12 protein-coding genes are annotated in these 13,347 nt (G+C 50.1%); 9 read left to right on the top strand and 3 right to left on the bottom strand.

Translation table 11 applies throughout. From position 1 onward, the window contains the following. The first annotated feature begins 50 nt into the window (after positions 1 to 50). From glnD to Z042_RS09850, 4 genes are all read left to right on the top strand, one after another. Complete coding sequence (gene glnD / locus Z042_RS09865) at positions 51 to 2,729, top strand: bifunctional uridylyltransferase/uridylyl-removing protein GlnD (protein ID WP_024910151.1); 2,679 nt, start codon at positions 51 to 53, stop codon at positions 2,727 to 2,729. A 119-nt stretch (positions 2,730 to 2,848) separates the two neighbouring features. Beyond that, positions 2,849 to 3,673, top strand: coding sequence for a 2,3,4,5-tetrahydropyridine-2,6-dicarboxylate N-succinyltransferase (dapD, locus tag Z042_RS09860; RefSeq protein ID WP_024910150.1), 825 nt, complete (start codon positions 2,849 to 2,851; stop codon positions 3,671 to 3,673). Between the two features lie 186 nt (positions 3,674 to 3,859). Then, positions 3,860 to 4,249 carry a DUF3461 family protein gene (locus Z042_RS09855; RefSeq protein ID WP_024910149.1) on the top strand — a complete coding sequence of 130 codons (390 nt, stop codon included), beginning with the start codon at positions 3,860 to 3,862 and terminating at the stop codon, positions 4,247 to 4,249. A gap of 243 nt (positions 4,250 to 4,492) precedes the next feature. Then, positions 4,493 to 5,227, top strand: coding sequence for a 6-phosphogluconolactonase (locus Z042_RS09850; protein WP_024910148.1), 735 nt, complete (start codon positions 4,493 to 4,495; stop codon positions 5,225 to 5,227). Positions 5,228 to 5,264: 37 nt separating this feature from the next. On the opposite strand, the gene Z042_RS09845 is transcribed toward Z042_RS09850, so the two are convergent. Both Z042_RS09845 and truC read right to left on the bottom strand, forming a co-directional pair. Beyond that, positions 5,265 to 5,714 carry a flavodoxin gene (locus tag Z042_RS09845; RefSeq protein ID WP_024910147.1) on the bottom strand — a complete coding sequence of 150 codons (450 nt, stop codon included), beginning with the start codon at positions 5,712 to 5,714 and terminating at the stop codon, positions 5,265 to 5,267. A 91-nt stretch (positions 5,715 to 5,805) separates the two neighbouring features. Beyond that, a complete protein-coding gene (gene truC / locus Z042_RS09840) occupies positions 5,806 to 6,579 on the bottom strand; it encodes a tRNA pseudouridine(65) synthase TruC (protein WP_024910146.1) in 774 nt (257 codons plus the stop codon). A 740-nt stretch (positions 6,580 to 7,319) separates the two neighbouring features. On the opposite strand from truC, the gene Z042_RS09835 reads away from it, so the two are divergent. Genes Z042_RS09835 through Z042_RS09815 form a run of 5 tightly spaced genes read left to right on the top strand, consistent with a single transcriptional unit; the run spans position 7,320 to position 12,666 of the window. Beyond that, the gene (locus Z042_RS09835; RefSeq protein ID WP_024910145.1) at positions 7,320 to 7,901 is read left to right on the top strand and encodes a spore coat protein U domain-containing protein; all 582 of its coding nucleotides are present in this window, start codon (positions 7,320 to 7,322) and stop codon (positions 7,899 to 7,901) included. Positions 7,902 to 7,946: 45 nt separating this feature from the next. Continuing rightward, entirely contained in the window at positions 7,947 to 8,444 is a 498-nt protein-coding gene (locus Z042_RS09830; RefSeq protein WP_045784872.1) for a Csu type fimbrial protein, read from the top strand. Positions 8,445 to 8,493: 49 nt separating this feature from the next. After that, positions 8,494 to 9,240, top strand: a complete 747-nt coding sequence (locus Z042_RS09825) for a fimbrial biogenesis chaperone (RefSeq protein ID WP_236849244.1) — start codon at positions 8,494 to 8,496, stop codon at positions 9,238 to 9,240. A gap of 29 nt (positions 9,241 to 9,269) precedes the next feature. Beyond that, positions 9,270 to 11,663 carry a fimbria/pilus outer membrane usher protein gene (locus tag Z042_RS09820; RefSeq protein ID WP_024910142.1) on the top strand — a complete coding sequence of 798 codons (2,394 nt, stop codon included), beginning with the start codon at positions 9,270 to 9,272 and terminating at the stop codon, positions 11,661 to 11,663. Position 11,664: 1 nt separating this feature from the next. Continuing rightward, a complete protein-coding gene (locus Z042_RS09815) occupies positions 11,665 to 12,666 on the top strand; it encodes a Csu type fimbrial protein (RefSeq protein ID WP_024910141.1) in 1,002 nt (333 codons plus the stop codon). A gap of 50 nt (positions 12,667 to 12,716) precedes the next feature. Here Z042_RS09815 and Z042_RS09810 read toward each other — a convergent pair whose 3' ends face one another. After that, positions 12,717 to 13,238 (bottom strand): GNAT family N-acetyltransferase, encoded by a 522-nt coding sequence (locus Z042_RS09810; RefSeq protein WP_024910140.1) that lies wholly within the window; start codon positions 13,236 to 13,238, stop codon positions 12,717 to 12,719. Between the last annotated feature and the right edge of the window lie 109 nt (positions 13,239 to 13,347).

Raw genomic sequence — 13,347 nt, 5'->3', positions numbered from 1 at the left:
GTTTCTTGGCACTGGCCGGCTGATGCCGGCTTTTTTATGGGCGGCTAATCATGTCTGAAAACCATCATGAGCGGGGCATCCCGGTTATTCCGCAGCAGGCATTACCCGAGCAGCCTGACTACCCTACTGCCTACAGTGATGAAGAGCTCCATTGCGTGGCGCTCAAACAACACCTCGAACAATTCCAGCAGTGGTTGGCAGCCGCTTTCAACGCAGGTTCCAGCGCCGAAAGCCTGGTCGCTGCGCGCAGCGAATTCATTGACCGGCTCCTACGCCGCCTGTGGGTTTTTTATGGTTTTGCTGATATCCCAGAAACCGCACTGGTTGCCGTTGGTGGTTATGGCCGTGGCGAGCTGCACCCGCTTTCCGATATCGACGTGCTGGTGCTCAGCCAACATCGCCTGAGTGAGGAACAGGCGGTTCGCGTTGGCGAATTCATTACCTTACTGTGGGATCTGAAGCTGGAAGTCGGCCACAGCGTGCGCACGCTGGAAGAGTGCCTGCTGGAAGGGCTGGCCGATCTGACCGTCGCCACCAACCTGATTGAATCACGCATGATTTGCGGTGACGTCGCCCTGTTCCTACAAATGCAGAAACACATTTTCAGCGATGGTTTCTGGCCATCGCCAGAATTCTTCCACGCCAAAGTGCTTGAACAACAGGAGCGTCACCAGCGTTACCATGGCACCAGTTATAATCTGGAGCCGGATATCAAAAGCAGCCCCGGCGGCCTGCGTGATATTCATACTTTATTGTGGGTCGCGCGGCGCCACTTTGGCGCCACCTCACTGGATGAAATGGTTGGCTTTGGCTTCCTGACCCAGGCCGAACGCAACGAACTGAAAGAGTGTCAAAGCTTTCTGTGGCGCATCCGTTTTGCGTTACATCTGGTGTTACCGCGCTACGACAACCGCCTGCTGTTTGATCGCCAACTCAATGTCGCCCAACTGCTGCGTTACGAAGGGGAAGGCAACCAGCCGGTAGAGCGCATGATGAAAGATTTCTACCGCATGACGCGCCGCGCCAGCGAACTGAACCATATGCTGTTACAGCTGTTTGATGAAGCTATTCTGGCACTGGATACCACAGAAAAACCCCGTTCGCTGAACGACGATTTCCAACTGCGCGGCGATCTGATCGATCTGCGTGACGAAACGCTGTTTATCCGCCAACCAGAAGCCATCATGCGGATGTTTTACCTGATGGTACGTAATCGAGACATCAAAGGCATCTACTCCACCACGGTGCGCCAACTACGCCACGCGCGCCGCCACCTGCAACAACCACTGTGCACCATTCCCGAAGCCCGCGACCTGTTCATGGCCATCCTGCGCCATCCTGGCGCCGTTTCACGCGCTCTGGTGCCCATGCACCGCCACAGCGTACTCTGGGCTTACATGCCGCAATGGGGCAGTATTGTTGGCCAGATGCAGTTTGACCTGTTTCATGCTTATACCGTTGATGAGCACACTATCCGCGTCCTGCAAAAGCTGGAAAGCTTCGCCGATGAGGCAACACGGCCGCACCATCCACTGTGTGTTGAACTATATCCCCGTTTGCCACACCTTGAGTTGCTGTTGTTGGCAGCACTGTTCCACGATATCGCCAAAGGGCGCGGTGGCGACCACTCAATTCTTGGTGCGCAAGACGCTCTGGAATTCGCAGAGTTGCACGGCCTGAACTCACGAGAAACACAGCTGGTCGCCTGGCTGGTACGCTGTCATCTGCTGATGTCCGTCACTGCCCAGCGGCGCGATATTCAAGACCCCACCGTTATCCAGCAATTCAGCAGTGAAGTGCAAAGCGAAACCCGCCTGCGTTATCTCATTTGCCTGACGGTAGCCGATATCTGCGCTACCAACGAAACGTTGTGGAACAGTTGGAAACAGAGCCTGTTGCGCGAACTGTACTTCGCTACGGAAAAACAACTGCGCCGTGGTATGCAGAACAGCCCGGATCTGCGCGAACGAGTGCGCCATCACCGCCTACAGGCGCTGGCCCTGTTGCGTATGGATAATATCGACGAAGAAGCTCTGCACCGTATCTGGAGCCGTTGCCGCGCTGACTACTTCCTGCGCCATTCACCGAATCAGTTGGCGTGGCACGCTCGCCATCTGCTGGTGCATGATCTCAGTAAGCCGCTGGTGCTGGTTAGCCGCCAGGCAACACGTGGCGGTACGGAAATCTTCATCTGGAGCCCGGATCGCCCTTACCTGTTTGCCGCTGTCGCAGGTGAACTGGACCGGCGTAACCTCAGCGTGCATGACGCACAAATCTTCACCAACCGCGATGGTATGGCGATGGATACTTTTATCGTGCTGGAGCCCGATGGCAGCCCATTGGCGCAGGATCGCCATACGGCGATCCGTCATGCGCTGGAGCAAGCCATCACTCAACGGGAATATCAGCCACCGCGGGTACGGCGTCCATCCTCCAAACTGCGCCATTTCAGCGTACCAACCGAGGTGAGTTTCCTGCCAACACACACCGATCGCCGCAGTTATCTGGAACTGATCGCTCTCGATCAGCCTGGCCTGCTGGCGCGGGTTGGTGAAGTGTTTGCCGCTCTTGGGCTTTCACTGCATGGTGCACGGATTTCCACTATCGGCGAACGGGTTGAAGATTTATTTATTTTAGCCGATAGCGATCGACACGCTCTGAATCCAGAGACGCGCAGAAAGTTGGAGCAACGGTTGACAGAGGCACTCAACCCAAACGATAAAATGTGATATACCCGTCATACTTCAGGTTGCAGATGTGTTGGCTAGGTTTTTTCCTGCAACTCGAATTATTTAGGGTATACAGGTTATTTTTCATATCTATAGATAAAATCAGGACAGAAAACAGCATGCAGCAATTACAGAACGTTATTGAAAGCGCCTTCGAACGCCGTGCAGATATCACTCCGGCCAACGCAGACCGCGTAACGCGTGAAGCGGTAAACCACGTCATCAGCCTGCTGGATAGCGGTGCCCTGCGCGTCGCTGAGAAAATTGATGGCCAGTGGGTCACGCATCAGTGGCTGAAAAAAGCCGTCCTGCTTTCTTTCCGCATCAACGACAACCAAGTCATGGACGGTGCTGAAACGCGTTATTACGACAAAGTACCGATGAAATTCGCCGATTACGACGAAGCGCGTTTCCAAAAAGAAGGCTTCCGCGTAGTGCCACCGGCAAGCGTACGCCAAGGGGCATTCATTGCCCGCAATACCGTGCTGATGCCGTCTTACGTCAATATCGGTGCTTATGTAGATGAAGGTACGATGGTTGATACCTGGGCCACCGTGGGTTCCTGCGCGCAGATCGGTAAAAACGTTCACCTGTCCGGCGGCGTCGGCATCGGTGGCGTATTGGAACCATTACAGGCCAACCCAACCATTATCGAAGACAACTGTTTCATCGGTGCACGTTCTGAAGTGGTGGAAGGGGTAATCGTTGAAGAAGGTTCAGTGATCTCCATGGGGGTTTATCTGGGCCAGAGCACCCGCATCTATGACCGCGAAACCGGTGAAGTGCACTATGGCCGTGTCCCTGCGGGCTCGGTGGTGGTTTCCGGCAACCTGCCTTCCAAAGATGGCTCATACAGCCTGTACTGTGCGGTAATCGTGAAGAAAGTCGATGCCAAAACGCGCGGTAAGGTCGGGATTAATGAGTTATTACGCACCATCGACTAACATTGAAATAGCGGGTGAATCACCCGCTATTTTTTGCCTTCAATACGCGAACCGTCACAGTCTCTGGCGGCAGTTTTCGTTATACTCTCTGGCAGTGGAATATCCCTGATGAATACCAATTCTCAGCCAACCCTACTGCCAATTGAAGGATAAATGGGATAACGTCGATAAAAAGGTGGCGCGATTATGTATGACAATCTGAAAAGCTTAGGAATCAATCAACCGGCGGATGTCGATCGCTATAGCCTGCGTCAGGAGGCCAATAACGACATTCTTAAGATTTATTTCCGTAAGGACAAAGGCGAGTTCTTTGCCAAAAGCGTTAAATTCAAATACCCGCGCCAGCGCAAAACCGTAGTAGCCGACAATGCTGGCCAAGGTTACAAAGAAATCCACGAAATTAACCCGAACCTGCGTTACGTGATCGACGAATTGGATCAGCTCTGCCAGCGCGATCAGATCGAAGTGGATCTGAAACGTAAAATTCTTGACGACCTGCGTCATCTGGAAAACGTGGTTTCCCACAAAATTGCCGAAATTGAATCCGATCTGGAAAAACTGACGCGCGGTAAGTAGTACACAACCCTTGATTGCCCAGCGTGCCGCTGGGCTCACATTTAAACCATTCACACTGTGTTATGGTCAGTAAGTGATTAAAAGGATTGCTACTGCTTAGCAGGCAAAACCTAATTCTTTAATACTTCTAAGCTGTGGCTTCAGAAGTGGTTAAGGGATTAGGTTTTTTTTTGCCCTGCACTCCCAACAACGCACATCTCTTTTGCATCAAATTGGCTCCCCCAACCACACAAGGAAAACCTAATGAGAATTGAATTATTCCCCAATCAAGAACAGCTCACTACACAGATAGTCAGTGATATTTTACACGCCATGCGAGAACGCTTGCGCTTCAACTTTGCCCCAACCGGGGGCTCAACGCCTCTGGTTTTATATCAAGCATTAACGCCGCACCTGCACAATAACGAGCAATACCATCATGTGCATTATTACACTCAGGATGAAATACCTTTACACCCCTTCGAGAATGATAAAGGGGTTATTTACCGTCACTTGCAGCGCCATCTGTTTGAACCTGCCGGAATACCTGATGAACGTATCCATCCGTTAAACGGCAGCAATTACTCTCAGGCAGAGCAGCAGATACTGCGCGATGACGGAATAGACCTGCTGTTGTTGGGGTTAGGCAGCGACGGGCATATCGCCGCCAATCTACCTGGCACCTCGTTTGACAGCGAAGCGCGCCGCATAGCGGTTGACCGTAAAAATCCGGCGCTGATGGCAGTATTGACCAACGAAGTGGGTGACATAGCAAACGTTCCCGATGCTTATTTCTCTTTAGGGATCAAAACCATCATGCAGGCCAAAAATATTTTCCTGTTGGTCACTGGGGAGAAAAAAGCACCGATACTCAAACAAGCATTGGAAGGGCCACTGACGGAAGCTATCCCAGCCTCCATTCTACGTCTGCATCCAGCCTGCACGCTATTTGCCGATTTCGACGCCGCACAGTTGCTCACCAAAAATCATGGCCGTTGATAATCGAAAAAAAATATCAACACCCACCCGGAGTTTATTATTTCAACAATGAACCCCACTGCTCAACCCAAGGATAGGACACCACTTCTGGTTCAGGGTGTTCTATCGCATCGATTTCCAATACATCACCCACGCGGGTCGCCCCAACCTCCTGCAACAACGCATCAAAGCTACGCCCGGCACCGCAGAAATTGTCATAGCTGCTGTCACCAAGCGCAATCAGCCCATAACGCAGTTCTGGCTGATAACCGGCCTGATCGCGGATCGCCTGGAACAGTGGCGCAATACTGTCGGGTAAATCCCCCTGCCCTGTGGTAGACGTTACCACCAGCACATAATGTTGACGGTAACCTTGCCAAGCTTCCAGTTCCCCATCCTCAAACAGTTTGACCTCATGGCCTTGTCCTTTAAGGATATTTTCCGCTTCTTCCGCCACTAACAATGCATTACCGTAGACTGTCCCGACAAAAATACCCACCTGAACCATCACTCCAACTCCTTTGATGATGCCCTTTGCACGTGAAGATAGGGGCCACTGAGCTTTAACGCCAAGTGCTGTAAGCATCGTTTAAAAATAATCAGCTATCCTGACCGTTAGCGTCAGCCAGCGGCAACTCAATACCTGGAAATTCAGGAATAGCCTCAAGCCAGCCAAATTGTGACATCACTGCTTGCCAGGAGGAATCCCGCGGCGCAGAAATATGCACTCTTTTACCCGTAACCGGATGTTGGAATTGCAGATGGCTAGCATGCAGCATCAGGCGTGAGCTGGCAAAATGCTGCGCCATCCCACGGTTCTGGCGCAGGTCACCATGGGCGGTATCCCCAATGATCGGGTGGCGGATATGCGCCATATGGCGGCGCAGCTGATGCTTACGGCCGGTTTCCGGTTGCAATTCAACCAGGCTGTAACGTGAAGTCGCATAGCGCCCAATCGCCACCGGCATTTCTACCGTGGCCAGTGGCTGGTAGTGAGTCACCGCAGGTTGCGGAGCTTTATTCAGATTTATCTGTTTATCTGCCAGCTTATCCAGTTCTTCTGTCAGCGCATAATCGATCGTTCCCCCTGCCAACACATAACCACGTACTACTGCATGGTAGACTTTCTGCACTTCATGCCGTTCAAACTGCTGTGACAAGCCGCGAGCCACGTCACTAGATAGCGCCATTAGCAGCACGCCAGAGGTAGGGCGATCAAGGCGATGCACGGTAAAAACGTGTTGCCCAATCTGGTCGCGCACGGTTTGCATCACAAACTGTGTTTCATGACGATCCAACCAACTGCGATGTACCAGCCAACCTGTGGGTTTATTTACGGCGATCAGATGTTCATCCTGATATAGCACCATCATAGGCATTTATTTCCGTTGATTTTTTATGGTTTATATCATTGATAAGTATAATCTCACTAAAAAACACTACATTCTATCTCTGTACTGTAGGTTAAAACATCGTTTAGAAAAAAGTGGCCCAGTGTATAACATTAATGGCTTCATGACGTTTAATAAATCGATACCTACGCACTAGCCATACTCTCTGGTAATGAAAATCGAGATTATCACTCCAAAATCATCGACATCGGTACATGTATAACAAGGGTATCAACGCCCGTATTTAAATAAAAATAGCCCTCTCAATGACAATTGAGAAATAGACCGATAGAGGATATCAACAGTTACCTATTATTATGACAATCGAACACGATATAAACCTCATTTCCAAATAATATTTTCAGCAACATTTAACTTTATTTAAAAATTTACAAACCCACAAATTTCAATAAATAAATTACTAACAATAAATTCATGCGATAAACACCAGCTTTTTACCTGATTTAACGACAACAGCATCGATACATAGCATCATAGTAGTAACCACAGCTTACCATCGTGGATTAGGAACAATCTTGCATTTTATTTGAAAAAAACAAAAAAACGCTCGATTAATGCCTTTTTTATATATGCAAAAAATAGCAAACCAACACATTGACACTCTGTATTTAGTATTCTACTTTAATTTTTGTAGGTTATTTTTTTCTGCATTAAATAAAAGATCCATCATCATATTCTGGTCTTTTTAATAAGGATTTACGATGAAAAAATATGGTTTTCTTGTGGGTATAGGGCTAATTTTAAGTACCGTCAATCCTGTATTTGCCGGTAGCACAACCGGAACCATCAATGCTTCCCTGGTTCTTACGTCTGGTTGCATTGTTAACGGTAATACAGGCACATCTAATCTGAGTTTAGGGTCGCTCAGTTTTGGTACCTATAATGCGGAGACATTTACCACTGCCGATGCTTCATTGACCAACAGCACCAATAACGCCATAACGGTGAAGTGCTCCCCCGGTTCTACCTATACTGTAAAAGTCACGGGCAGTAACAGCGCACCAAGCGGAACTATACATGGCACTGTACCAACAACAGCGGCGCGTTATCTGGTCGGGAATACCTATACCAATGAAGGGGTAGCCTACGTACTGTCCCATACGGCAGCCTTTGCTGCTGGTGATATCATTGCCAATAACGCAACTTTCGCGGCTGCCGGCTCGTCAAACCCAACCAATGGCGACATCTATCCTATTTTTGGTCGTATTATCGGCGTAACCGATAATACCAGTATTTATGCGGACACTTATAGCGACGTCATTCACGTACAGGTTGATTACTGATTTGCCTTGAATTATAGAGGGGAAAATAACAAGGCACTATGAATGATGAATATTTATACATACATAAGCGTGCTACCATTATTATTTTGCCCCTTATCTCTGGCATTACCAACGCAAACCTTTCAAGTATCAGCCAATATTGTTGCAGGATGTTTAGTACAAGGGAGTAACACTGGCGTATTTGGTGCAATTAACTTCGGTTCCTATCCAGGAACATCTACCGCCCAAGTGACTGCTAACTATATACAGAATGCAACAATTACGCTGCTCTGTACTCCGGGCACCCATCTACAGATGAGTATTGATGGTGGGGCCAATTATAACGCGGGGCGAAATTTGAAGCGCAGCGGTAATACCAATTTGGTTCCTTATAATATTTATAACAGCGCGACCAATACAGCGATCCCGGTTAATCAGGCGGTCCCCATAACCTTTGCCAATGCGAATAACATTGTGTTGCCGCTTTATGGGCAACTCACGCTTGACGGCCATTCTTATGCGGGAACCTATACGGATAACCTGATGGTGACGCTTTCATGGTAGGCACATAGCGAGGCTAAGTATGTGGTATCAACAAAGGAGGCGACAACAGGTGATTTGCAGCTTGCTGCTGGTTGTTGCAGGCACCGTGCAAGCCAGTAAGGTTCTTATCTGGCCGATAGACCCCACCATCACCAACGATCAGAAAGCTACCACGCTGTGGATTGAGAATCACGGAACCGAGCCGGTATTGATGCAGGTTCGGGCACTGGGCTGGTTACAGGCAGACGGCAATGAAGGTTATCAGGAGCAACAGCATGTGATCGTCAGCCCGCCGCTGGTGCAGGTTGAGCCGGGCAAAAAGCAGTTAGTTCGCCTGATAAAAAATACGGAGCCGCCTGCTGCGCAGGAAACGGCCTATCGTATTCTGGTCGATGAAATTCCGGCACCAACCGAACAAGCCAACGGGGCTGGCATTCAATTCCAGATGCGTTACTCCATTCCACTGTTTGTTTACGGCCATGGCCTGAACCACAGCCCAAATGCGGCAGGCAATGATCAGGCTCAAAAAGCGGGTTCATTCAATCAGCCCCACCTGAGCTGGCAATTGGTGCAACAGCAAGGGAAAAACCTGCTGCAAGTGACTAATCATGGCAAGATCCACGCCCGTCTGAGTGATGTCCGTATTCAGCAAGGTGCCAAGGAAACCAAAATCACTGACGGTTTGTTGGGCTATGTCCTCGCCAATTCCACGCGCCGTTGGCCAATTGAAATGACCTCTTCATCCCCTGCGAGTGCGCTGGTGATGAAGGTGAACGAAGATAGAGAAGCCAAACCTTATCCATTAAGTACTCAGTGAGCTTACCAGCGTAGTTAGCAGGGATTGTAATGAAGAATGGCATTCAACCTTCGTTCAGGATCGTCACAGCCATAGTATTCGGCGGTTTCACCCAGGGAGCTCTGTCTAATAATGGGGAAGTTTCAACGTCTCTTCCGCCGCCCCCAACCGCCATGTCTGCTGAGCAAGTACTTTCATATCAATTGGAACTGGTGATTAATCAGTATGCTACCGGTGAGGTTGTGCCAGTGACGCTTCGTCACGGAGCCTACTTCGTCGCCGCCAGCGCCCTGCTGCAAGCAGGTATCAGGAAGGAAAAACTGGCGGCAGGAGAGGTTAACGTTAGTGCGTTGCCAGGGAGCCATGTTCATTACGAGAGTGAATCTCAGCGTCTGCTGCTTGACGTTCCCCCAGAATGGCTACAGCCACAATCTTTCTCCGGTGACGAAGTTCCCCTGCACTACCCTGCGCAAAGCAACACAGGTGCACTGCTGAACTATGATATTTATGCGTCGCGGGCCGACCGCAATGGTAACCAACTGTCAGTTGGAAACGAGCTGCGTCTGTTTAGCCCATATGGCTATCTGTCGAACAGCGGCCTGGTAAACCAGCGCCGCTCGGAAGGCAGTAGCCACTATCTGTGCTACGACACCACTCTGGGTAACTTTGATGAACAACATGCCCTCAGTTGGCGGGCAGGCGATTTAATCACTAATGCGCTAACCTGGAGCAACAGCGTGCGCCTTGGAGGGGTACAGGTTTCACGCGATTTCTCGCTACGGCCCGACATGGTCACCTATCCGCTGCCACAGTTTTCCGGGGAAGCGGCAGTGCCGACGACGGTTGATCTGTTCATCAACGGTAATCGCAGCGCCAGCACTCAAGTTCGGCCAGGGCCTTTTACTGTCAGCAACATGCCCTTTATCAATGGGGCGGGTGAAGCGACGATCATTACTCAGGATGCTCAAGGAAGACAGGTTTCACTCACGTTACCTTTTTACGCCAGTAGCACACTGCTTAAGCCTGGATTATCAGATTACTCATTAGCCGTCGGTGCACTGCGCCAGGATTACGGCATTAAAAATTTTTCCTACGGTACAACCGCCGCCAGTGGTTCTTATCGCTACGGTATCAATGATTACCTTACCGTAGAGAGCCATGCGGAAGGAGCCAGTTCACTGGCAGCGGGCGGAGCAGGTGGCATAGTGAAAATTGCTCACTATGGCATCCTGAATACCTCCTATACGCAAAGCCGACTGAACGGGCAAACCGGCCATCAACACAGTTGGGGTTATCAGTATAGTTACAATGCATTCAGTATCAGCACGCAGCATACACAACGCAGCGGCGATTTTGCCAATCTGGCCCTGTATGACACCAAGACTCAAACAGAATCTAATGATGAAAATGCGCATATCCCCTCATTCTCCTTAAGCCGCCGTAGTTCACAATACTCCACCAGTCTGGCAATGAACCGGTTTGGCAATGTCGGTGCCGCCTACATTGATATTACTGGCCAGCGGGACGAGCGCACACGGTTGCTTAATCTTTCGTGGAGTAAAAGTCTCTGGCAGGGTAGCAATCTCACCGTATCCGCCAGTAAGAATATTAGCCAGGATGGTTGGGCCAGTGCACTATCGCTGACCATCCCGTTCGGCTCATATTCCAACGTTGGGATAAGCACCGAGCGTACCGCCGAAGGCCGTACCCGGCAGCAACTGAGCTACAGCCGGGGGATGCCAAGCGATGGCGGGTTTGGTTGGGATCTGGCCTATGCCAATCAACCGGGCGACAGTAGCTATCAACAGGCGTCGTTAAATTGGCGTAACACTGTACTGCAAAGTAAAGCCGGGATTTATGGCAGCAGCAATAATTATACCCAGTGGGCGGACATGAGTGGTTCACTGGTGATGATGGATGGTTCGCTGTTTGCAAGCAATGAGATCAGTGATGCCTTCGTCTTAATCAGCACCAACCGTTATCCCAATATCAAAGTACGCTATGAAAATCAGCCTATTGGTGAAACTGACAGCCGGGGCTATCTGCTGATACCGCGAGTGATTTCCTATTATCCAGCCAAATATGAGATAGATACGCTCGATTTGCCCGCCGATGTTGCAACAATTGACACTGAACAACGCCTTTCAGTTCAGCGCAAGAGTGGTTATCTTGTGACGTTCCCGCTGAAGAAAACCCAGGCTTTAACCTTAATGCTACAGGATCCGCACGGGAATCCGCTCCCTGTTTCCAGCCGAATCGAACAAAATGGACGCACGCTGACCTACGTTGGCTGGGATGGCATGGTGTATCTGGAAGAGGCCAACCCTGGATCGGCATTAAATGTGGTCGCGCCCGAAGGACAACGCTACCAAGTGGTACTGCCATCCGCACCTGTCACTTCTCCTTTTCCTCAACCGCTGCGTTGCCAGCCAACCGGGGCATGATATGCATAAAAGAATGGCAATGCTGGCTTTTATTATTCTGGTCGTCGCCTGGGGAATTCCATCGGCAAAGGCCGCTTGCAGTACACCGGTGGTCAACGCCTCGTTTGGTTCCGTCACCTCTTTTGCCGTTAACAGCACGGCCAGCACGTCATCGGGCTCGCTTTCTGTCAACTGCGGTTCGTCGTTAGCGACGATATTCAATACGGATACCATCAGCGTCCGGCTGACCGCATCCACCTTTGCTTCCGGCACCCAGGCGATAATGAAAAAAGTCGGTGACAGCAGTGGTGATAATATCCCCATCACGGTCTGCCTTTCGGTACAAAACTGCGGTTCACCGATGACCATTGGTGCACCAGCTACAACATTTAACTCTACCCAATTGTCTATTTTTCTGCTGACCGGGGGGAAAAACTTTACGATACCGCTGTTTTTTTCTACCCAGCCAGGGCAAACCGTAGCCGCGGGTACTTATACCACCACGTTGAGTTTCCTGACCAACTGGGATATCTGTACCGGGTTAGGAGTCGGTATTGGCGGTATACAGATCTGTGTTATCGACCAAAACGGCTCAGCAACGTTATCCCTGACGGTGACATTGGAGGTCACCAATGACTGCACAACCATTCTTGCTCCCGCAGTGAACTTTGGCACAGCACCGTTGTTGAGCAGCTTCAGCTCCGTGGTACAAACCATTTCTGTCACCTGCACCAAAGGGAGCGTGTATACCGTAGGGCTCAATGATGGTATTCATGCGGTGAATGGCGTGCGCAATATGGCCAGCGGCAGCAATCTGATTCGCTATGATATTTACCAGTCAACCACCAATAATCGCTGGGGCAGCAGCATTGCGTCACAGCGTTGGTCAAGTACCAACGCAACGTCGGTCAGCACCAATCAACTGATCCGCAACTACAACTACACGGCAACCCTTTTAAGCGGCCAGACAACCCCGGTGGAAGGTAACTACAGTGATACAATTACGGTGGATCTCTCTTTCTGAGCCCTTCATATTTGCCGCTACTGGCACCGGATTGCACCACAAAACGCCAGCTAGGTTCGTTGTTTTTCCAAACCTAGCAGTTGGAGCCCGGCGATCATGGGGATACCTACTTCCGCAGCCACTGGGTAATGTTCAGAATATCCGCTCAGTACATAGCCTCGCCGCTTGTAATAAGCGAGCAATTCCTGACGGGGAGAGAGAACAGACATTTTAAATACGCAAGCCGAGTATTCTGCCACTGCAAGTGACTCAGCAGCCGCAAGCATTTGTTTACCGATGCCATTACCCTGCGCTTCTGGTGCCGTTGCCAACATACTGATATAGCACGATTGGTTATCTGAAGGCTCAATCTGCACGCAGGCCAAGATGCGATCATCATTACGCATCACCAAGATGGTAGAACGGCTGTCCAGCAGAGCTGCAACTTGTTCAACGGTAATTCGAGCACCGGAAACCAACCCTATTTCATGAGTCCAGCCCTGTCTACCTGCTTCAGGGCGATAAGCCATATTGACTAAATTCGTGATGGCCTGTGCATCTGCGAGGTACGCTTTTTCAATATAAACGCTCATAGTCATCCTTTAACCGTAATAAGTCTTTTCAGGATAGATGGCATATAACCTTTCAATAAGTAAGTCTATAAAAATCTGTCATCAATATTGTGATAGCGATCATTTTACA

The sequence above is a fragment of the Chania multitudinisentens RB-25 genome, from assembly GCF_000520015.2.
In the GTDB taxonomy this organism is placed as follows: Bacteria; Pseudomonadota; Gammaproteobacteria; order Enterobacterales; family Enterobacteriaceae; genus Chania; species Chania multitudinisentens.
Note: the sequence above shows the minus strand (reverse complement) of the source record. Positions and strands in the feature narration are given on the sequence as shown.